The organism is Ruegeria sp. CE8 (assembly GCF_056537465.1).
The window spans coordinates 334030-354283 of record NZ_JBQFRP010000001.1; the positions used below are offsets into that span (position 1 = coordinate 334030).

Sequence of the window (20254 nt, forward strand, 5' to 3'; positions counted from 1 at the left end):
GTTGTGGCCAGAATGAGGAGTTGAGCAATGAATGCCAATCGGATCATCGACATGATCGTTCGCCAGGTCATGCGGCGGCTTGTCAACAAGGGCGTGGACAAGGGCTTTGACATGGCAAGCCGAATGGGTCGCAAACCAGGTCAGGACCAGAGTGCGCCCAAAGACCCCGAAGCTGCGAACCGAATTCGCAGCGATGTACAACAGCAGGGCCATAACATGAAGAATGTTCAGCGGATGACCAACCAGATGCGCAGGTTCATCCGCTTCTGATCAGGCTACCGCCTTGAAATGCTTGGACAGCTTCAAACCCTGTCCCTGATAGTTCGAGGCTATGCCCGCGCCGTACAATTGTGTGGGCATCTCGGACATTTTCTCATAGACCAGCCGCCCGACGACCTGACCGTGCTCCAGGACAAACGGGGCTTCATGACAGCGCACCTCCAGCACACCGCGTGATCCGGCGCCACCAGCGGCCGCATGTCCGAAACCGGGGTCGAAGAAACCTGCGTAGTGCACGCGGAACTCACCCACCATAGCCAGATAGGGTGCCATTTCAGCGGCATACATAGGTGGAATGTGCACAGCCTCGCGGCTGACGAGGATGTAGAACGCACCGGGGTCCAGGATGATCCGCCTGTCGGTGGTGCGCACTTCCTCCCAATACTCCTGCGGGTCGTACTCGCCGATCCGATCCAGATCGATCACACCGGTATGCGGCTTGGCGCGATACCCCACCAGATCCGTGTCCGGCAGCTGTAGATCGACCGAAAAGCCCAGACCGTCCTGAATGACCGCCGGGCCATCGACCAGGGGTGAGTCGTTGTGCAGGGCAGTGAGCTCTGCGTCGCTGAGCACGGCTTGACCTTGCCGGAACCGAATCTGGTTCAGCCGCATTCCCGGGCGCACCAGAACCGAGAAGGAGCGGGGGCAAATCTCGGCATAAAGCGGCCCCGCATAGCCGGCAGGCACCCTGTCGAACTCGGTTCCACCATCGGTGATCGTGCGGGTCAGCAGATCCAGTCGCCCGGTCGAGCTTTTGGCATTCGCCACCGCACTGGTGTCAGCAGGCAAGGCCAGCGACTCCATCAGGGGTACGAGATAGACGCAGCCTTTTTCCAGAACGGCGCCATCGGTGATGTCGATGCGGTGCATCTCGAACTCGGCCAATCGGTCAGCGACTGAACGACCTTCGCCTGCCAGAAACGAAGCGCGGACGCGATAAGCTACTGTTCCCAGACGTAAATCCAGACTGGCGGGTTGAACTTGCGCCGGGATAACCTCGGGGCTGGCGGTGATTTCACCCCGCCCAATCATCGCCTCGATCTGCTGGTTTGGGCATACACCTGTCATTCCGATCCCCCCTGATGCCAGAGCGGGATCTGGCCTGTCTGCCATAAACGTCGGTGTGATTTGGTCGGGCTAGCAGGACTCGAACCTGCGACCTTCCGTCCCCCAGACGGACGCGCTACCAGGCTGCGCCATAGCCCGACGTTGAGGTGTTCATAAAGACTTTCCCGGCAGGGGCAAGAGGAAATCATCGCCTTTTTTCTTATCCCGCCGATCGGTTCTCAATTCGGTTAACTACAGCGCGCAGGTCCTTCGCGATGGGCGCGATCCGACGCAGCAGGTCGTCGTCAAAATCCGTCCGTTCCCACGCTTGTGTCGCGATTCCACCCAGCAATGGGGCCTCATCCATATACTCGGGCTCCGGCGGTGACATTTCTGTCTGTGGAGCTTCTGCCGCCGGTTTCGATTGCTGCTGCGGCGCGTCTGCCGCTTTTTCGGGCTGTGTTGCTGACGCAGCGGGGGCCGGTTCGTCCAGGTCCAAATCAATCTGGCCGCCGTTTTGTGCAGGCTTTGCCGTAAAGGGAACAACCACATTGTCTTTCGGAGCTTTCTCGGGCGCGGCCTGATCATCAAGGCTTGGAGACAGCGAAGACACATAAGCTACGCCTTGTTCACGCAGGATGCGCTGGACGCCTTTGATGGTGATTCCGTCCTCGTGCAGTAGCTTCTTGATGCCACCCAGAAGACGCATGTCGTTTGGCCGGTAGTATCTGCGGCCACCGGCGCGCTTTACAGGTTTGACCTGACTGAACCGGCTTTCCCAGAATCGCAGGACATGAGCCTGAACTCCCAACCAGTCCGCAACTTCACTGATCGTGCGAAAGGCGTCGGGGGACTTACTCATGACCGTTCCCCGAACTTACTTGCGATTCCCTGCGGCGACGCGATCCTTCATCAGGTGCGACGGGCGGAACGTCAGTACGCGGCGAGGCTGAATCGGAACCTCTTCGCCGGTTTTGGGGTTGCGACCAATGCGGGCCGTTTTGTCCCGAACGCTGAAAGTGCCAAAGGATGAAATCTTGACCTGTTCGCCGCGCACCAGCGCGTCCGACATGTGGTTCAAGACGCTTTCGACAAGCTGTGCGCTTTCATTGCGTGAAAGGCCAACCTCACGGAAGACGGCCTCGCTCAGATCCATTCGGGTCAGTGTTTTATCGCCCATGCCAATTCCCCTGTTGATATCAAAGAATATGGTGACGGGAAATTCGCTGTCAATATCAATGAATTGCGAGCGGCTGTGTAAGCCGTTTTGCGCCGGTTACCAGCGCAGAACCACAGCGCCCCAGGCCAGACCGCCGCCAATTGCCTCGGTCACGATCAGGTCTCCGGACTTAATCTGCCCCCGCTGTTTGCCCACGGACAGGGCGAGGGGAATCGATGCGGCCGAGGTATTACCGTGATCCTGAACCGTCACCACGACGTTATCCATCGGCAGGCCCATTTTCTTGGCGGTGCCCTGAATGATGCGGATATTGGCCTGATGCGGCACGATCCAATCCACGTCAGAGCTGTCCAGCCCGGCGCGGCCAAGTGCGGTTTCAGCGGTTTTGGCCAGTTTCTCGACCGCGTGGCGGAAGACCTGGTTGCCCTGCATCCGCAGATGACCAGTCGATTGGGTCGATACGCCGCCGTCGACATACAGCAGGTCCTTATAACGCCCGTCGGAATTCAGGTCGGTCGCAAGAATACCGCGATCCTGCGCGGTTCCTTCGCCTTCCTGCAACTCCAGCACCAGCGCGCCAGCACCGTCACCGAACAACACACAGGTCGAGCGGTCGGTCCAATCCATGATGCGCGAGAATGTCTCGGCACCGATAACCAGCACACGTTTGGCCTGACCAGAAAGGATCATCGCGTTTGCGTTGCTCAGGGCAAAAACAAAGCCTGCGCAGACAGCTTGCACGTCGAACGCAAACCCGTGGGTCATGCCCAGCCGTGCCTGAACCATGGTCGCCGCAGATGGGAAGGTCAGGTCGGCCGTCGAGGTCGCTACGATAATGGCATCGATGTCCTCGGCCTTCAGGCTGGCATCGGCCAAAGCAGCCTCGGCGGCTTTGGTCGCCAAATCCGATGTGGTTTCGTCCTCGGCGGCAAAGTGGCGGCGTTCGATTCCCGAGCGGGTTTTGATCCACTCATCCGACGTATCGAGCGTCTTTTCAAATTCGGCATTCGGAACGATGCGCTCCGGCAAATAGTGTCCGACACCTACAACAACTGAACGGCCTGCCATTTTGGGTTACTGCCTTTATTGTTATTCGCCCGCCTTTGGCGGTACGTGCGCGGCATCTTGTGCAAGCTCGGCTGTCGATGCAACCCGTGCCGCCAATTTTTCGGCGAATCCTGACTGAGCCAGGGTAAAGGCCAGTTTGACGGCCGCCGAAACTCCGGTGGCGTCCGCGCCACCATGCGATTTGACCACAGTCCCATTGAGGCCAAGGAAAACCCCGCCATTCACACGGCGTGGGTCGATACGTTTTTTGAGACGGTTCAGCGAGGTGATCGCCAGAACCGAAGCGAGACGCGAAAGGGGCGAGTACTTGAACGCTTCGCGCAAAAGGTCTCCGATCAGGCTTGCGGTGCCTTCACCGGTTTTGATCGCCACGTTGCCGGTAAAGCCATCGGTAACAATGACATCCGCCTTGTCACCCGGAATGTCGCTGCCTTCCACGAAGCCGACAAAATCGAAATTTGCCTGATCCGCGAAGTCCGCGATCATTGCATGCGCTTCTTTCAACTCGGCCCGGCCCTTGTGTTCTTCGGTGCCGACATTCAGCAATCCGATACGGGGCCGGTCCAGGGCCATGCCGTTGCGGGCATAAGACGCGCCCATCAGGGCGTACTGTAGTAAATCTTTCGCGTCAGCGCGAACATCCGCCCCCACATCCAGCATCACGTTGAAGCCATGCGGGTTGCGCGACGGCCACAGAATCGCAATCGCCGGACGGTTCACGCCCGGCAATTTGCGTAGCCGCATCATCGACAGCGCCATCAAAGCGCCGGTATTGCCGCATGAAACCGCCCCGTGCGCCTCGCCCTGACGCACCGACTCCAAGGCCGACCACATCGAGGTCTGCTTGCCGTTGCGCACGACTTGACTGGGCTTGTCCTCCATCGTGACCACGTCGGGGCAATCACGAAAAACGACGCGTCCCTGCAGGACACGCCGTTTGGCGACAAGTTTGCGCAGCACTTGCTCGGGCCCGTGCAGGACGAACGCGATATCGGGGTTTTTGTTTGCCGATTTGGCAATGCCCGCCACCACAGTAGCGGGCCCCGAGTCTCCGCCCATAGCGTCAACCGAGATGGTAATCCGTCCGGCCTGCGTGGGCTGTTCCGTCATGCCTTAGCCTGCGCTTAAAAAGACTTAGGCCGCGTCTTCGTCCAGGTCGATTTCGTCGGCCTGAGCGACGACTTCACGGTCATCATAGTGGCCGCACGACGCGCACACGTGGTGCGGGCGCTTCAGCTCACCACAGTTGGGGCATTCGTTCGGGTTTGCAGCAACCAGAGCGTCATGTGCGCGGCGGTTGTTGCGGCGCGACTTGGAAACTTTGTTCTGTTGGACAGCCATGGTCTCAACCTTTGTCTATTAAGGGTCAGCAGATTCGCTGCTGGCCGGGTTTCATTCTTCGTTTTTTCGTGGTTTGACGCGCGTTTAGGGTACGAGCCCCACGTTGTCCAACCCAAATTCCGATGAGCGCGCGAAAATACTGCGATTCTCGACATGTTCAAGCGATTTTTCTGGAGGCCTGCTATGACAGGAAAACAGACCTATGTCACTCGTCTTTTTTCAGGGCGTCGCGCAAATTCGCCAGTCCCGCAAACGGCTTTGCATCTTCGTCCGTCATCGCCTGTTTACCCGGTTCGGTATAATCGGCCTGTTCCAGTTCGGCATCATCCTTGCGCGGATACTGGGGCAGGGCCAGCGACAACGCCTCGACCATGACCGATGCCGGGTCGATTTCCGGCCCCAGCGGTTCAGTCTCATCATCTTCGGGGATTTCGAACTCGGGCTCGTCTGGGTCTTCCCAATCAGCGAGATAGACGCGTGACACGGGGACATCGATGCGCGTGGTCACAGGTTCGAGCGTCACCACGCAGGGCTGAATCACCGTGGCACCCAGTTTTCCGGTCAAAACCCAGTCACGTTTGCCTTGTGCCCTTACGTCACCCACAAAGCTGAGTTTGCGCAGCCCCAACAGCCCCAGTTCAGCTTTTATTGCGTCCAGCCCCTTTGTATCGGGGCGCAGATCAAACGGTGTTGGCGCGTTTTGGGGCAGGTCGGCCACCCGCAGAGATGTGTTGTTGCTCATTCGTGACCCTTTCCTGTGTTGAACCGGGGCTGCGGTTTCTGTAATCGGATAGGGTCCGCACGGTCCCAAGGCAAGAGGATGTAAATGTTGAAGGTTGTGAACAGGTTGAAACCAGCGTCCAAAACGCTTGTCTTTGCGGCGTGTTTGGTTGCGGCTGGGGCGTGCTCGCCAATCTTCAAGAATCACGGATATGTCCCGCCAGCCGAGCAATTGGCCGAGATAAAAGTGGGCGTCGATACGCGCGACAGTGTTGTCGAGACGATCGGAGCACCCAGTTCATCCGGTTTGGTGAAGGATTCGGGCTTCTACTATGTTCGTTCACGCGTTCGGCACTACGGTCCGAAACGGCCCGAGGTTGTTTCGCGAGAGTTGGTCGCGATCAGTTTTGACCAGCGTGGCGTTGTGCGGAACATCGAACGATTTGGCCTGGAAGACGGGTACGTCGTTGTTCTGGACCGTCGAGTAACGGAATCCAGCGTCCAAAACCGTGGCTTCCTGCGTCAGTTGTTGGGTAACATCGGAAACTTCAACCCGGCAAATATTCCTGGGGCGACGAATTAAGGGTCAACCGCATCTTGTCATGGTCACAGGGCAGTCACACGTTCTGTGGTAGAACCACTGCAACAGGAATCAGGTCAGCAACCGCGGAGGATGCGACCATGGCACTATTGCTTGGCAAGGGCAGGTACCGGGCACGTTTGGCGCAGTCCCCGCAGGACGTGGCGGAGGCGCAGCAGCTGCGGACTCTGGCCTTCGGTACGGATCAGATCGATCAGGACGACTTTGACCCGGTCTGCGCCCATATACTGGTCGAAGATTCGCGCGCCGGTGGGCAATTGGTTTGCTGTTTCCGGATGCTGACCCTGGACCATGGGGCCGAGGTTGAACGTAGCTACTCGGCCCGGTTCTACGATCTGTCCGCACTCAAAGACTTCGATGGCCGTATGGTCGAGATGGGCCGGTTCTGCATCCATCCCAATTGGACTGACCCTGACATCCTGCGGGTCGCCTGGGGGGCGATGACCACCTACGTGGACCAGAACGATGTCCAGATGCTGTTCGGCTGCTCATCCTTCGCGGGGACGGAAACCGCCGAGTATCTGGATGCGTTTGCCATGCTGAAACACCGGCATCTAGCGCCCAAGCGTTGGTTGCCGCGCGTCAAGGCACCTGACGTTTTTAAGTTTGCCGCCCGTTTGCGCCGCAGCCCCGATGCGAAAAAGGCCATGCTGCGAATGCCACCCTTATTGCGCACCTATTTGATGATGGGTGGCTGGGTTAGCGATCATGCGGTTGTGGATCGGCACATGAACACGCTTCACGTTTTCACCGGACTTGAGATTGGAGCGATTCCCCCGGCACGCAAACGGTTGCTGCGGGCGGTGGTGCGCTAGTTTGAGTATTTTTGAAAAGGTGAAGCAGGGGCGTTGACGCTTTGTGCCCACCGGTTTAGCTGGCGGGCATGGCGAGAATTCCTTTGTTACAGATGTCTGGCATTTCCCTGACGTTCGGGGGCGATCCAGTGTTTTCAGGGTTGGACCTGGTGGTTCAGCCGGGCGACCGCGTGGCCTTGGTCGGCCGTAACGGGTCGGGCAAGTCGACCCTGATGAAAGTGATGGCCGGGCTGGTGGAACCGGATCAGGGTGACATCGTGATTCCCCCCGGGAAGTCGGTCGGTTACATGGAACAGGACCCTGGAATGGAAGGGTTTGCCACGCTGGGAGATTACGCCTCCAGCGGGTTGGAGCCTGGTGAGCTGTATAAGGTCGAGCGCGCTGGCGAGGGTCTGAAGTTCGATCCGGCTCGGGCTGTTGAGACCGCTTCGGGTGGTGAGCGTCGCCGGGCGGCATTAGCCAAACTGATGGCCGAAGCGCCCGATCTGATGCTGTTGGACGAACCGACCAACCATCTGGACATTGAGGCAATCGCCTGGCTGGAACGCGAGTTGGGCTCGACCCGCGCGGCCTATGTCCTGATTTCGCACGATCGCGCGTTCCTACGTGCTTTGACCCGCGCGACCCTGTGGATCGATCGCGGCATGGTGCGGCGGCAGGAGCAGGGTTTTGAGGCCTTCGAGACATGGCGCGACAAGGTCTGGGAAGAAGAAGATCAGCAGCGGCACAAGTTGAATCGTCTGATCAAATCCGAGGCGAAATGGGCCGTCGAAGGCATCAGTGCGCGACGCAAGCGGAACCAGGGCCGGGTACGCGCGCTGCAGGCCTTGCGGGCCGAAAAGGCGGCACAGATCAAGCGTCAGGGATCGGCTGCCATGGCGCTGGAGGCTGGCCCGAAATCCGGTCGAAAAGTGATTGAAGCCAAGGGCTTGTCAAAGTCTTTTGGTACACAACAGATCGTTCGAAATTTCGACCTGTTGGTGCAGCGTGGTGACCGGGTGGCCTTTGTGGGCCCCAATGGCGTGGGCAAGACGACTCTGTTGAAAATGTTGCTTGGGCAAGAGGAACCGGACGAGGGAACGGTGTCGCTTGGCACGAACCTCGAGATTGCGGTGTTCGACCAGACCCGCGCACAGCTGGATCCGGAGATGAGCCTGTGGGACAGCCTGACCGGCGATCCCGAAATGCGGGTTTCGGGCAAGGCCGATCAGGTCATGGTCGGCGGCCAACCCAAACACGTGGTCGGCTACCTCAAAGAGTTCCTGTTCGACGAACGGCAGGCCAGAGCGGCCGTTAAGTCGCTGTCAGGTGGTGAAAAAGCAAGGTTGCTGCTGGCCAAACTGATGGCCAAGTCCTCGAACTTGCTGGTGCTGGATGAACCGACCAACGATCTGGATGTCGAAACGCTGGACCTGTTGCAGGAGTTGCTGGACGACTATGACGGTACCGTTCTTCTGGTCAGCCACGACCGCGACTTTCTGGACCGGGTTGCCACCACGACCATCGCAATGGAAGGCAACGGTCGCGCCACGGTCTATGCGGGCGGTTGGTCGGACTACATCGCGCAGCGGGGCGACGTGTTCGAGAAGAAGATCGAAAAAACAAAACCTTCCAAGCCGAAGCAAAAGCAGGAAGCGCAACAAAAGTCCGGCCTGTCATTCTCGGAAAAACACCGGCTTGAAAAACTGCCTGCCGAAATTGCACGTCTGGAGGCCGAGATCGGCAAGCTTGAAGAGCTTATGTCTGACCCCGAATTGTTCACGCGGGAGCCGGTCAAGTTCCAGAAAGCAACCGAGGCTCTGGTCGAGCGGCAGGAAAAGCTGGCAGCGGCCGAGGAAGAGTGGCTAACGCTCGAAGAAAAGGCCGAGGGCGCTTAGGCCATCGGCCGGGCTGGATTGCCGACGACGGTTTCTCCGGCTGCGACGTCTTTAGTTACCACGCTGCCTGCGCCGATGATGGCGTTGTCGCCGATTGTGACGCCCGGCATCAGGATGGCTCCTCCACCGACCCAGACGTTTCGGCCAATGGTCACGGGCAGACCGATTTCCAGCCCCTGCGCGCGTTCGACCGGGTCTTTGGCGTGCTGGGCGCAAAAGATCTGGACGTTGGGCCCGAACATTGTGCCGTCTCCGATTCGAACAGGGGCCGTGTCCAGAACGACGCAACCTGCATTGAAATAGACCCGCGCGCCGAGGTGGATGTTCAGACCGTAGGCGCAATGAAACGGAGCCTCGAGATAGCAATCCGGCCCAATATCGGCGAACAACGCCTGCAATTTTGGTGCAATCGCACCACGGTCATCCGGAGGACAGGTGTTATGCGCATGTACTGCACGGCGGGCACACGCACGCAAGCCTTCAAGGTGTGGATCCAGGCAGCAATACCACTGCCCGGACTGCATCTTCTCCCACTCGGTCATGGGACAGGCTTAGCGCATGCGCAGGGCGCCGTCGATGCGGATGACCTCGCCGTTCAGATAGCCCATCTCGACGATGAACCCGGCCAGCCGCCCGTATTCGCGCGGGTCGCCAAGCCGGGCCGGATTGGGCACATCCGCAGCCAGTTGCTGTTGGACCTCTTCAGGCAAGCCGGCGAGCATTGGGGTCATGAATATCCCGGGTGCAATGGTCATTACGCGAATACCGGTCGAGGCCAGATCGCGCGCCATGGGCAGGGTCATACCGACAACCCCACCTTTTGAAGCCGCATAGGCCGACTGCCCCTTTTGCCCGTCGAAGGCCGCGATTGAGGCAGTGTTGATGATCACGCCGCGCGCGCCGTCCGGTTCAGGTTCGTTCTTTGCCATCTCGGCAGCGGCCAGGCGCGAGACGTTGAACGTGCCAACCAGGTTGATGTCGATGGTGCGTTGAAAGGCGTCCAAAGGGTGGGGGCCTTCCTTGCCCACGGTCTTGATCCCGTAGGCAATCCCGGCGCAGTTCACTGTGGCGGTGATACGGCCCATCTTGTCCATTGCATGAGCGATTGCCGCTGCAACCGAGGCCTCATCCGTTACGTCCGTTTGAGCGAAGAATCCGCCAATCTCGTCCGCAATTGTGTTGCCACGATCCGCGTCACGATCCAGAATCGTAATCTGCGCCCCGTGCTCGGCAAAATAGCGGGCGGTGGCTTCACCCAATCCCGACGCGCCACCGGTGATGATTGCGGATGAGTTTGATAGTAGCATTGAGGCAGCCTCTCCAAAATTTTGACACGTTTTCGCCGCTTTTCATTTGGCGGTGTGGATAGATGTTGTATATTCAGCAGCAAGGACCGTCACAACTAGTGTCGTGTTTGTTTTAACGAGTGGTGGCGAGCCCACATTAACGCATCTTCAGCGGGTACTTACCTGCGCTTCATCTGCGGCTTCCACTGAGTAACCGAGAACCCTGACGCACCTGGGTGTTAAGGCGCAAGGAGTTAAGTGATGCGAAATAAGCTGAAATCCAATGTTTCCGCGTTGGTAGCCTCGCCGTTCATAGCAGCTTTGATGGTAACCTCCGCGCAAGCGGCGCCGGAGGTATGTGATGGAAGGACCGCGCGAATTGCAGCCAATAGCGGGGACTTTCAGACCCTTTGCGATTGCACGCACGTGACGCCAAGCTTTCTGAAACGGTTGCAAAAGCGGACCGACTTCGAATCAACACTTGCAATAACTGGTGAACAATGCCCGGGATTGGCCGCATTGTTGACGGAATTTGCCACCGGATCTATCGGCGCAACGGTCGCACGAGGCAGTGAAGATCGGGACGGGGATCAGGCCAGCAGCGGGAGCTCGAACGCAGGCGGTGAATCTGGTTCTGGTGGTGACGGCAATGCAGGGAATGGCGGCCCAGGTAACAACGGCGGCGGCGGTGACAACGGTGGCGGCGGCGACAACGGTGGTGGCGGTGACAACGGCGGCGGCGGTGACAACGGTGGCGGCGGCGACAACGGTGGAGGCGGCGACAACGGTGGCGGCGGCGACAACGGTGGTGGCGGCGACAACGGCGGCGGCGGTGACAACGGCGGCGGCGGCGACAACGGTGGTGGCGGCGACAACGGCGGCGGCGGTGACAACGGTGGCGGCGGTGACAACGGTGGTGGCGGCGACAACGGCGGCGGCGGCGACAACGGCGGCGGCGGTGACAACGGTGGTGGCGGCGACAACGGCGGCGGCGGTGACAACGGTGGCGGTGGTGACAACGGCGGCGGCGGTGGCAACGGTGGTAACAACGGTGGACCCGGCAACGGGAATGGCAACGGTGGTAACCCCGGAAACGGCGGTGGTAACAACGGCGGATCTGGACCCGGCACTGGCAACGGCGGCGGCAACAATGGCCAGGGTAACGGCTCTGGTAACGGTGGCGGCGGCTCTGGCAACGGTGGCAGCAATGGTGGTGGCCATGGTGGCGGTCACGGCAATGGTGGCAACAATGGCGGGCCTGGAAACGGAAATGGCAACGCCGGTAACCCCGGCAATGGCGGCGGAAACAATGGCGGCTCTGGCCCAGGCACCGGAAATGGCGGCAGCAACAACGGCCAAGGTAATGGCGGCGGCGGCCATGGCAATGGCGGCAGCAACGGCGGCGGCAAAGAGGAGCGCTAGAATCTGTCTTTGCGGCGCTCGATTAAAGGAAAAAAGGCCACCCAGTCGGGTGGCCTTTGTTTTTCAGAACTCAAGTCGGACTAGCCCAGCTGAACCAGAGCATGGCGTTTCTTACCTGCGCTCAGCTTGATCGGCGACGACAATGCGCCAGCGTCGATCATTAGCCCGGCATCGGTCAGCGGCGCATCGTCCAGCTTGGCACCGTTCTCGGCGATCAGACGCTTGGCCTCTTTGCCCGACTTTGCCAGACCCGACTTCACGATAAGCTGCACGATGGACATGCCATCACCCAACTCGTCCGGGCTGAGGGTCAGGGTTGGCAGATCGCCTCCGACACCGCCTTTTTCGAATACCTCGCGCGCGGTCGCCTCAGCTGTCGCAGCCGCCTCGGCCCCGTGCAACAGGGTGGTGACCTCATTGGCGAGGCGGATTTTGGCCTCGTTGATTTCGGACCCCCGCAGCGCGGCTAGGCGGTCGCATTCTTCGACGGGCAGTTCGGTGAAGATCTTCAGGAATCGGCCCACATCAGCGTCGGTCGTGTTGCGCCAGAACTGCCAGAACTCGTAGGACGACAGCATATCGCCGTTCAGCCAGACCGCGCCGCCCTGCGACTTGCCCATCTTGCGACCGTCGCTGGTGGTCAGAAGAGGGGTGGTCAGGCCATAAATCTCGTGATCCAGAACGCGGCGGGTAAGGTCGATACCATTGACGATGTTGCCCCACTGATCCGATCCGCCCATTTGCAGAACGCAGTTGTAGCGGCGGTTCAGCTCCAGGAAGTCATAGGCCTGCAGGATCATGTAGTTGAACTCGAGGAAGCTCAGCGATTGTTCGCGATCCAACCGCGATTTCACCGACTCGAAAGACAGCATCCGGTTGACCGAGAAATGCCGCCCGATATCGCGCAGGAAATCGAGGTAGTTCAGGCTGTCCAGCCATTCGGCGTTGTTCAGCATCAGCGCGCCGGTCTCGCTGTCGTCATAGGACAGGTACTTGGCGAAGACCTGCTTCATGCCCGCGATATTCGCGTCGATCTGCTCGGGCCCCAGCAAGGGGCGCTCGTCCGACCGGAATGACGGATCGCCCACCTTGGTCGTGCCGCCGCCCATCAGGGTGATTGGTTTGTGGCCGGTCTTTTGCAGCCAGCGCAGCACCATGATGTTCATCAAGTGACCGACGTGCAGCGACTGCGCCGTGGCGTCATACCCGATATAGGCTGTTTGCACCCCGCTGATCAGCGCTTCGTCAAGGCCCTGATAATCGGTGCAGTCGGCGAGAAAGCCGCGCTCGATCATCGTGGCGATGAAATCCGATTTGGGGTGGTAGGTCATATCGTGCCTCGGGTTGATGTTGCGGGGCACTGTATAGGCGGCGCTTGGGGTAAGGAAAAGGCACCTTTTCGAAGAAAAACACGGACTGTTTCAGCTTTTGACCGGTGGCAAACGGAAGGCGTAAAGCATCGCGATCAGATTCAGCACCACCAGGGCAATGATCGGCGTGACCGGATCATGCAAATGTGCGACCGCGCCAAGGATCGCAGCGAAGACCATTCCGACAAGGCCAGCGCTGACATCCCCCAGCGCGACAAGGTAAGGGCGCTCTTTTTCAACACTCATGTCAATGAGGTACAGGTAGCGTCCGTAGATCACGCCGTTACCGCCCAACGACAGCAGGAGAATGACCAGCGCGTAGAGCCAGACGTTCTGCGCATAGCCAAGAAATGTGAACCCCAGCGCCAGCAGGGCCGAGATGGTGGCGATCATGCAGCCAAGCCACATTACCGGTTTGACCGATATGCGACTGCTCAGCCATCCCCACAGCAGCGAACCGATTACCATGCCGAGGCTGGCCCCAATAACGAAATAGCTGAGGGAATGCTTGGTCCCCATATGCAGCGTTGCGGCATGGATCGTGTAGAACGGCATCGCCAGTTCGACCGAGACAAAAATCAGCCGGGCGGCCAGGAATTTGCGATACCACTTATAGGCCATGCCGGTTTTGAAACCGGTCACCAGCTCGGCAAGCGGCCTAGGCTTTTGCTTGGGCTCAGGCGCATGGGCCTGTTCTTCTTCCAACAGCCGCACACCGGCAAATGCAACGCCCGCCGCGAACATGGCAATCACGCCGCACCACAAGACCACAATATGCCGCTGCATCGGCTGTTCTCCGGCCAGCAGGTCGCGCGTGACCAGAACGATGATGACGGCGAGCACCCCCGAAATGGTGGCCTGTGCAAACACCATCCGATTGCGTTTGGCCTCCGGGACGGACATGCCGTAAATCTGACTGGTCCCCAGGCTGGTGATACCCTGGCACAACCCCATGACGATGGCGGTGGTAAGAAACAGCAGTACAATCATCACGCTGGGCAGTTTCGTGGCAAACAGCGCCACTGCCGACAGTACGATGGCCGTCAAAAGGTTCGGTATATAGACTGCAAGCTTGGCTCGGGTTGCACGGTTTACGAAAGGTGAGACAAAGATCTCGGCAATCAAGCGCGAACCGGTGACGAAGGGCAGCAGCAATCCTGCGAAAAACGTGGGTGCGCCCAAAGCCAGGTACAGAAATGGCAGCACCAGATTCGGGTTGATAAGCTGCCCGCCGATCGTTGCCAATGCGCCGGACCAGAAGATCAGGAAGTAATTCCGGCCTTCCGATGGCTGTTTCTGAGAGTACGTGTCCGCCATATGCACCTAAAACCAATTTGTGTTCCTTATACCAAATTGTCAGGAAAAAGCGCGCGTCGCGTGCGAACCATCTTGCCTTGGCTTTAAGTGAGTGGGCAGGCTAAACGGGCTGCACCGTTCAACCATGGCGGTACACACAGGACACGGCAGGAGAGACGAGCTTGGGGCGGTCCATCAAGAAAACAGGCGCGATCAGGGTTTTGGGCGCGATGTCCGGCACCTCGATGGATGGGGTAGATGCTGCAGTCGTGGAAACGGACGGGCACCGGATTATTGGTTTTGGGCCAAGCGGTTACCGTGCCTATTCCGATGAAGAACGCGCAGTTCTGCGTGCCGCGTTGGGGCAATGGCACGGACCTGACGTGGATGCAGCGGCGGAACTGGTTACGATTGCCCATGCCGAGGCGCTGTCCGAATTCGACGAGATTGACCTGATCGGCGTTCACGGCCAAACCCTTGCGCACGAGCCGCGCGGAAGGGGGACGTTGCAGGTTGGCGACGGCGAGGGGCTGGCTCAGGCTTTGGGTGTGCCGGTCGTCTGGGATTTCCGCAGCGATGATGTGGCCATGGGCGGCGAAGGGGCTCCGTTGGCTCCGTTCTTTCACTTTGCCTGCGCCAAGTGGATTGGAGCCGACCGGCCGCTGTGTTTCCTGAACCTCGGCGGTGTCGGCAACCTGACCTATGTGGACCCCAGTTTCGACGGCCCGGAAGCCCCCGGCGCGTTGCTGGCGTTTGACACGGGTCCCGCAAATGCACCGGTCGATGACCTGATGCAGGCGCGCCTGGGCCTGCCGATGGACCGCGATGGTGCCGTCGCGCGCGGAGGCACTGTCGAGATGGGCGCGCTGGAGCTGTTTCTTGCCGAGCCGTATTTTACACGAATGCCGCCGAAATCGCTGGACCGGAACGACTTTGCGGAAATGATTGGACTTGTGCAGGAACTCAGCGATGCGGATGCCGTGGCCACGCTAACCGGCATGTGTGCAGCTGGCGTTGTGCAGGGGATGGAGTACTGCCCCAAACCGCCATCACGGTTGCTGGTCACCGGCGGCGGGCGGCACAACCCGGTGTTGATGGAGATGCTGCGCGTCGCCCTGGACTGCCCGGTCGAGCCGGTCGAGGCCGTAGGTCTGGACGGTGACATGCTCGAGGCGCAGGCCTTTGCCTATCTGGCAGCACGCGTCGCGCGCAGATTGCCGACGTCATGCCCGGGCACCACCGGAGTGAAGGCTTTGGTTGGGGGCGGGGTTGTCAGTTCCGTTGCGGAGATGCGATAGCGCTGAGATCCACAACAGTTCTATTTTGCCAGTCGCCACAAACTTTTTGGTCAGGCGATTTCGTGAGCTTCAATAAGTCCGACGGCAATCGCCCCTTTCAATAGATTCGGCGCAATGAGATGTCCCAAGGATCTCAGTTCTTCGGTGGGCTGGATCAAGTCAGGGATCTGAACGGTTTGCGCACCAGATGCGAGAGCGGCCCGCGTTCCCATCTCACTGTCTTCGAACGCAATGCAGTCTTTTGCTGGATGCCCAAGTCGTTCAGCGGCTGTGTGATAGACCTCTGGATCCGGTTTGTGCCGCACGACCATGTCTCCACCGATCACAAACTTAAAGAAGTTCAGCAGCCCGGATTCCTCCAATTGTGATCGGGCTCTGCCGGTATTCGTCGAAGTCGCAACGGCCAGAAGATGCCCTTTTTCCGCAAGCATACGGGCCAGGGCAAGGGCACCGTATTTAACAGGAATCCGCTGCTCAAGTGTGGCGTCGATGCGTCGATCCCATTCGTCGTTGAACGCGTCAAACCCAACTTTGCCATCAAGGCTGTCACGTATTATCCGGTCCGGCTCGTCCCCTCGCAATCCTACGCATTTGAGGAACGTTTCAGGGCTATCAGACAGGGCGAACGCGCGCCTCGTGTCGATAAAGCTGTCCAGACAGACTTTTTCGGTGTCCAACAAAAGACCGTCCATATCAAAAATTACTGGGGGTAATGTCATGTGAGTCCAATGAAAGAAAGCTGAGGGTTTTTCGCGCTTTACCGCAATTTGGTCAATTGAAAGGGCAACACCGCTTCAAGCCTCGCTGAACCGCGGCAAGGTGGGCGTGCAATTAACGATGTAACGTGCTCACATAGTCGCCTACAAACTCGGAGTATCCGTCCGAAGTCGATCTCAGATGTTCCCGTGTCCAGTGATGCAACGCGGGTAGCTGATGGAAAGGGACGTTCGGAAACGCGTGATGCTCTGCATGATAGGGCATGTTCCACGCGACAAAGCGTATGGCCCGGTTGGTGAAGGTGGTGCGTGAGTTCTCCAACATGTTGGCAACTGGCGGGCACAGCCCGTGTTCCGCCAGAAGATACAGGCGCAGGAAGGGTTGTCCGACTAGGACGGGTAAAATCCAGACCCAGAACAGTAGCGGTGAGAAGAACAGGCTGGCTGCGGCGATTGTGTAGATTGCTAAGAGTGCGCGCGCCTCGATCCGCATGGCCCTGTGCTGGCGCGTTGGCAGATAGGGCGCGTCGATCCGGCCGAAAGCGTTCTGGAGCAGCACGATCGCCATGCCTTTCCAGTAGTGCCAACCGGTCAGGTAGATCAGCAGGCTCGGCCAGTTATCGGGTCTTGGCTTGCCACCCAGTTCAGGGTCTTTTTCGGGATGGTTCGTCCATTTGTGGTGGGCAAGGTGAAAGTACCGGAACCACGTAAAGGGTAGGGCGATCGGAACGGATACCAGATGTCCGACGGCGTCGTTCAGCCAACCGGTCCTGAACGGGGTCTTGTGAGTGCATTCGTGACTGAGCGTGAAGAAGAACACCAACAGCACACCTTGCGGCAGGATCAACAACGGCCACAGGGGTGCCCGCAGGGCAAGCCCGGAGCTGGTCAGCGCCAAAAGCGTCAGGTAGCCCCCCAAGTGCCGAAGGCCAGTCGAGTCCGAGCGCTGTTGCAATCTGTCTTTGGCCTCGGGTGGCAGCGACGCTATGAGGGCGCGGTGATCCATGGATCAGCCCCTTGGCATGTCGAACCCCGGCGCGGCGAGTTCGAAGCCCTCGAATTGGAAGCCGGGTGAAACGGTGCAACTGACCAGCGTGTATTCGCCTGTCGAGCGTGCCGCTTGCCAGTGGTTCTTGGGCACGATCAGTTGAGGAGCGCCTTGCGACAGGTCCGGGGTCAGCAGATGGTCGGTGGCTGGACCCTCGTCCGTTTCGCTGAGAGACAGGATCAGCGGCGCGCCCGCGTGGTACAGCCAGATCTCGGTCGCGTCGACGCGGTGCCAGTGGCTGCTTTCACCCTCGGCCAGCAGGAAGTAGATACACGTGCCCGTGGCGCGGCCCTCGTTATCTGCGCGCCATGTTTCGCGGAACCAACCGCCCTCGGGGTGTTGTTCCAGTTTCAGGTGGTCGATGATTTGTTGCGCGGTCATGGGTTCTCTCGTCATTCGGGGTGATTATGCACGGGATTGCGCGATCCGCTATGGTATTCGTGCATGTAAGGAATATGTTTGCCGCATGACCCTGACGATCCCCTTTGACAACAGCTACGCGCGTCTTCCCAACAGCTTTTATGCACGGCAGGCGCCAATCCCCGTACACGCGCCGCGATTGATCGCGTTCAATGCCGAATTGGCCAGGATTCTGAACGTCACGCCAGGTGACGTGGAAGAGATGGCCGAAGCCTTTGCCGGGAATACGCTGCCCGAAGGGGCCGAGCCGATAGCGCAACTGTATTCCGGGCATCAGTTCGGGAACTACAACCCTCAGCTTGGGGACGGACGTGCTGTTCTGCTCGGTGAAACGGTGGGGACGGATGGCATCCGCCGGGATATTCAGCTGAAAGGCTCGGGGCCTACCCCGTTCAGCCGTCAGGGAGATGGGCGTGCGTGGCTGGGGCCGGTGTTGCGCGAATACGTGGTGTCCGAGGCGATGCACGCGCTGGGCATCCCGACGACCCGAGCCTTGGCGGCTGTGGAGACCGGAGAGATAGTGCTGCGCGAAGGCCCAATGCCCGGTGCAGTTCTGACCCGCGTGGCGCAAAGTCACCTGCGTGTCGGCACGTTTCAGGTTTTCGCAGCAAGGGGTCAATTGGACAGTCTGAAACGTCTGACCGACTATGCCATTCAGCGCCATTACCCCACCGCAGACGGACCGATGGGATTGCTGCGTGAGGTTGTCGACGCGCAATCACGGCTGATCCCGGCCTGGATGAGCGTGGGTTTCATCCATGGGGTGATGAACACCGACAATTGCTCGGTTGCGGGTGAGACGATCGACTATGGGCCCTGCGCCTTCATGGACAGTTATCATCCGAATACGGTCTACAGCTCAATTGATCGGATGGGGCGGTATGCGTACTCCAATCAGCCGGACATCGCGGTCTGGAATGTGGCGCAGTTTGCGACGGCCTTGATCCAACAGATGGACGACAAAGAAGCTGCCGTGGAAGAAGCCACGGAGATCGTGCACGCGATGCCCGGAAAGTTGCAGGAGAACTGGCTAAGGCGGTACCGCGCCAAGATCGGACTGATGACAGAGGAAGAGGCTGATCTTCAGTTGATCTCGGACCTGCTGACGCGCATGGCGCAGAACCAATCCGATTTCACCAACACCTTCCGTGCGCTTGGCGGAGATGCAGCGCGCGATCAATTCACCGACCCGGCAGCTTTTGACAGCTGGTCTGAAGGCTGGCGGGTTCGCTTAGAGCGCGAGCAGGACCCGACATCCGTCATGACCGCAGCAAATCCGGCCTTCATCCCGCGTAACCACCGGGTTGAACAGATGATCCAGGCCGCTGTTCAGGGCGATTGTGAACCGTTCCACAGACTAAACATGGTACTGTCGCGACCCTATGAGGATCAGCCGGACGCGGTCGACCTGACGCGTCCGCCGACCGAAAGCGAAGTGGTCCACGCCACGTTCTGTGGGACCTGAGGGTCAGGCGTCGTCCCGATAGGGATTGATTTCGTCCGGCCACCGACGCGCGTATTGCGAAATCATCAGGTATACGTCTGCCTCGTCGATTGCTTTGCGCGCATCCCGAACCATGCGCCAGTTCAGCGTGTCGATTTCTTCGGCAGTAATGGGGCGAAGGGGATCATAATAGACGGTTATCAGAATCGTCCGACCTTGCTTGGTCACAGACATGTCCCGCAGCGTACCACCGTCTTCAGCAATGGCGGGGCGCAGGGCGCGACGAGCTGCTGCCAGGACCTCTGGGCTGGCTGTGGCGTTTGCAAGTTCTCCCAACCCGCCACGAAAGTCTTTCACATATGATCCGATTGCGAGGACACACAGAAACAGAACGATGATCGAGTCACCGATCGGCGCAATCGCTGCAAGTGGCCCGTCCCGAAACAGGTAGATTGCACCCAGACCAATGCCGGCTGCAGCGGTGAACATGCCGTCGAAAAACGCCGCCTTGGATTCAAGGCGCAGAATCGCGCTGGTCTTTCCGGTTTGCCGCCAAGTGAAATAGTGAAACGCCCAGAGCAAAAAGCAGGTCAGACCAATCGACGCAAAATAGACGAACATCGGGGCGAAATTCAGCGGCTCGGGCATCATACCGTTGTAATAGCTGTAGATGTTCTTGGCCGCGTTCGAGATTGCGAACAGAACCAGCCCTAACAGGGACAGGGAACGGAAGGTGGAAAAGATCGCCTCATCCGCCGCGTAACCGAACGGCCGACGCTTGTCAGGGCCGGCATCGATGCGAAGGCTTATCCGCCGTCCCAGAAACGCCGACCCAAAACCGACTAACGAGAATAAGCCGTCCATCATGATGGCGTTGGAGTTGGACAACACGCCCGCAAGGATACCTGCTGCGCCCATGAAGAGGTTGCCGGCCATGGCCACGATCAGCGATCGGCCTTCGAGTTGTTTTCTGCGGTCCGCGCTGGGCGTCGTCATTTCGTAACGTCCTGATATGGCATCAAA

The 20254-nt window shown here is 59.2% G+C and carries 22 protein-coding genes and 1 tRNA gene; 7 read left to right on the forward strand and 16 right to left on the reverse strand.

The window, feature by feature from the left end:
* The first annotated feature begins 27 nt into the window (after positions 1-27).
* Entirely contained in the window at positions 28-270 is a 243-nt protein-coding gene (locus ACR0AA_RS01700) for a hypothetical protein (protein ID WP_480660668.1), read from the forward strand.
* Here the strand turns inward: ACR0AA_RS01700 and ACR0AA_RS01705 are convergent, their stop codons facing one another.
* From ACR0AA_RS01705 to ACR0AA_RS01740, 8 genes are all read right to left on the reverse strand, one after another.
* Positions 271-1350 carry a 2'-deoxycytidine 5'-triphosphate deaminase gene (locus ACR0AA_RS01705; protein WP_480660667.1) on the reverse strand — a complete coding sequence of 360 codons (1080 nt, stop codon included), beginning with the start codon at positions 1348-1350 and terminating at the stop codon, positions 271-273.
* A gap of 61 nt (positions 1351-1411) precedes the next feature.
* Positions 1412-1488 (reverse strand) — tRNA-Pro (locus ACR0AA_RS01710).
* Between the two features lie 61 nt (positions 1489-1549).
* Complete coding sequence (locus ACR0AA_RS01715; RefSeq protein ID WP_480660665.1) at positions 1550-2191, reverse strand: MerR family transcriptional regulator; 642 nt, start codon at positions 2189-2191, stop codon at positions 1550-1552.
* A gap of 15 nt (positions 2192-2206) precedes the next feature.
* On the reverse strand, positions 2207-2509 hold the full coding sequence (ihfA, locus tag ACR0AA_RS01720; RefSeq protein WP_008755922.1) for an integration host factor subunit alpha: 303 nt from the start codon (positions 2507-2509) through the stop codon (positions 2207-2209).
* Between the two features lie 96 nt (positions 2510-2605).
* Positions 2606-3577 (reverse strand): beta-ketoacyl-ACP synthase III, encoded by a 972-nt coding sequence (locus tag ACR0AA_RS01725; protein WP_480660664.1) that lies wholly within the window; start codon positions 3575-3577, stop codon positions 2606-2608.
* A 21-nt stretch (positions 3578-3598) separates the two neighbouring features.
* Complete coding sequence (gene plsX, locus ACR0AA_RS01730) at positions 3599-4687, reverse strand: phosphate acyltransferase PlsX (RefSeq protein ID WP_480755317.1); 1089 nt, start codon at positions 4685-4687, stop codon at positions 3599-3601.
* A gap of 24 nt (positions 4688-4711) precedes the next feature.
* On the reverse strand, positions 4712-4918 hold the full coding sequence (rpmF, locus tag ACR0AA_RS01735; RefSeq protein ID WP_008756996.1) for a 50S ribosomal protein L32: 207 nt from the start codon (positions 4916-4918) through the stop codon (positions 4712-4714).
* Positions 4919-5123: 205 nt separating this feature from the next.
* Positions 5124-5660 carry a YceD family protein gene (locus tag ACR0AA_RS01740; RefSeq protein ID WP_480660661.1) on the reverse strand — a complete coding sequence of 179 codons (537 nt, stop codon included), beginning with the start codon at positions 5658-5660 and terminating at the stop codon, positions 5124-5126.
* An 84-nt stretch (positions 5661-5744) separates the two neighbouring features.
* Between ACR0AA_RS01740 and ACR0AA_RS01745 the strand changes: the two genes are divergently transcribed.
* From ACR0AA_RS01745 to ACR0AA_RS01755, 3 genes are all read left to right on the forward strand, one after another.
* A complete protein-coding gene (locus tag ACR0AA_RS01745) occupies positions 5745-6221 on the forward strand; it encodes an outer membrane protein assembly factor BamE (protein WP_480660659.1) in 477 nt (158 codons plus the stop codon).
* A gap of 98 nt (positions 6222-6319) precedes the next feature.
* Positions 6320-7054, forward strand: coding sequence for a GNAT family N-acetyltransferase (locus tag ACR0AA_RS01750; protein WP_480660657.1), 735 nt, complete (start codon positions 6320-6322; stop codon positions 7052-7054).
* 68 nt (positions 7055-7122) lie between these two features.
* Positions 7123-8931: an ABC-F family ATP-binding cassette domain-containing protein gene (locus ACR0AA_RS01755; protein WP_480660655.1), complete on the forward strand. Its 1809-nt coding sequence runs from the start codon at positions 7123-7125 to the stop codon at positions 8929-8931.
* Here the strand turns inward: ACR0AA_RS01755 and ACR0AA_RS01760 are convergent.
* Both ACR0AA_RS01760 and ACR0AA_RS01765 read right to left on the reverse strand, forming a co-directional pair.
* Positions 8928-9473: a sugar O-acetyltransferase gene (locus ACR0AA_RS01760; protein WP_480755318.1), complete on the reverse strand. Its 546-nt coding sequence runs from the start codon at positions 9471-9473 to the stop codon at positions 8928-8930. The two genes, ACR0AA_RS01755 and ACR0AA_RS01760, sit on opposite strands and share 4 nt — an antisense overlap.
* Before the next feature lie 9 nt (positions 9474-9482).
* Positions 9483-10238 (reverse strand): 3-hydroxyacyl-CoA dehydrogenase, encoded by a 756-nt coding sequence (locus ACR0AA_RS01765; RefSeq protein WP_480755319.1) that lies wholly within the window; start codon positions 10236-10238, stop codon positions 9483-9485.
* Between the two features lie 498 nt (positions 10239-10736).
* Between ACR0AA_RS01765 and ACR0AA_RS01770 the strand changes: the two genes are divergently transcribed.
* On the forward strand, positions 10737-11639 hold the full coding sequence (locus ACR0AA_RS01770; protein ID WP_480755320.1) for a hypothetical protein: 903 nt from the start codon (positions 10737-10739) through the stop codon (positions 11637-11639).
* A gap of 80 nt (positions 11640-11719) precedes the next feature.
* Here the strand turns inward: ACR0AA_RS01770 and tyrS are convergent, their stop codons facing one another.
* Together tyrS and ACR0AA_RS01780 are read right to left on the reverse strand one after the other, a co-directional pair.
* Positions 11720-12970: a tyrosine--tRNA ligase gene (gene tyrS / locus ACR0AA_RS01775; protein WP_480660648.1), complete on the reverse strand. Its 1251-nt coding sequence runs from the start codon at positions 12968-12970 to the stop codon at positions 11720-11722.
* A 90-nt stretch (positions 12971-13060) separates the two neighbouring features.
* Complete coding sequence (locus ACR0AA_RS01780) at positions 13061-14326, reverse strand: MFS transporter (RefSeq protein ID WP_480660646.1); 1266 nt, start codon at positions 14324-14326, stop codon at positions 13061-13063.
* Positions 14327-14535: 209 nt separating this feature from the next.
* On the opposite strand from ACR0AA_RS01780, the gene ACR0AA_RS01785 reads away from it, so the two are divergent.
* On the forward strand, positions 14536-15603 hold the full coding sequence (locus ACR0AA_RS01785; RefSeq protein ID WP_480661202.1) for an anhydro-N-acetylmuramic acid kinase: 1068 nt from the start codon (positions 14536-14538) through the stop codon (positions 15601-15603).
* A 50-nt stretch (positions 15604-15653) separates the two neighbouring features.
* On the opposite strand, the gene ACR0AA_RS01790 is transcribed toward ACR0AA_RS01785, so the two are convergent.
* The 3 genes from ACR0AA_RS01790 to ACR0AA_RS01800 all read right to left on the reverse strand — a co-directional run bounded on the left by ACR0AA_RS01790 (position 15654) and on the right by ACR0AA_RS01800 (position 17748).
* Complete coding sequence (locus ACR0AA_RS01790; protein WP_480755321.1) at positions 15654-16322, reverse strand: HAD family hydrolase; 669 nt, start codon at positions 16320-16322, stop codon at positions 15654-15656.
* A 112-nt stretch (positions 16323-16434) separates the two neighbouring features.
* Positions 16435-17325, reverse strand: a complete 891-nt coding sequence (locus tag ACR0AA_RS01795) for a fatty acid desaturase (protein ID WP_480755322.1) — start codon at positions 17323-17325, stop codon at positions 16435-16437.
* A gap of 3 nt (positions 17326-17328) precedes the next feature.
* Entirely contained in the window at positions 17329-17748 is a 420-nt protein-coding gene (locus ACR0AA_RS01800; RefSeq protein ID WP_480755323.1) for a cupin domain-containing protein, read from the reverse strand.
* Positions 17749-17833: 85 nt separating this feature from the next.
* Here ACR0AA_RS01800 and ACR0AA_RS01805 point away from each other — a divergent pair, with 85 nt between their 5' ends.
* Positions 17834-19252 carry a protein adenylyltransferase SelO gene (locus tag ACR0AA_RS01805; protein WP_480755324.1) on the forward strand — a complete coding sequence of 473 codons (1419 nt, stop codon included), beginning with the start codon at positions 17834-17836 and terminating at the stop codon, positions 19250-19252.
* Between the two features lie 3 nt (positions 19253-19255).
* On the opposite strand, the gene ACR0AA_RS01810 is transcribed toward ACR0AA_RS01805, so the two are convergent.
* Positions 19256-20227 carry a cation efflux transmembrane domain-containing protein gene (locus ACR0AA_RS01810; RefSeq protein ID WP_480660636.1) on the reverse strand — a complete coding sequence of 324 codons (972 nt, stop codon included), beginning with the start codon at positions 20225-20227 and terminating at the stop codon, positions 19256-19258.
* Positions 20228-20254 lie beyond the last annotated feature (27 nt).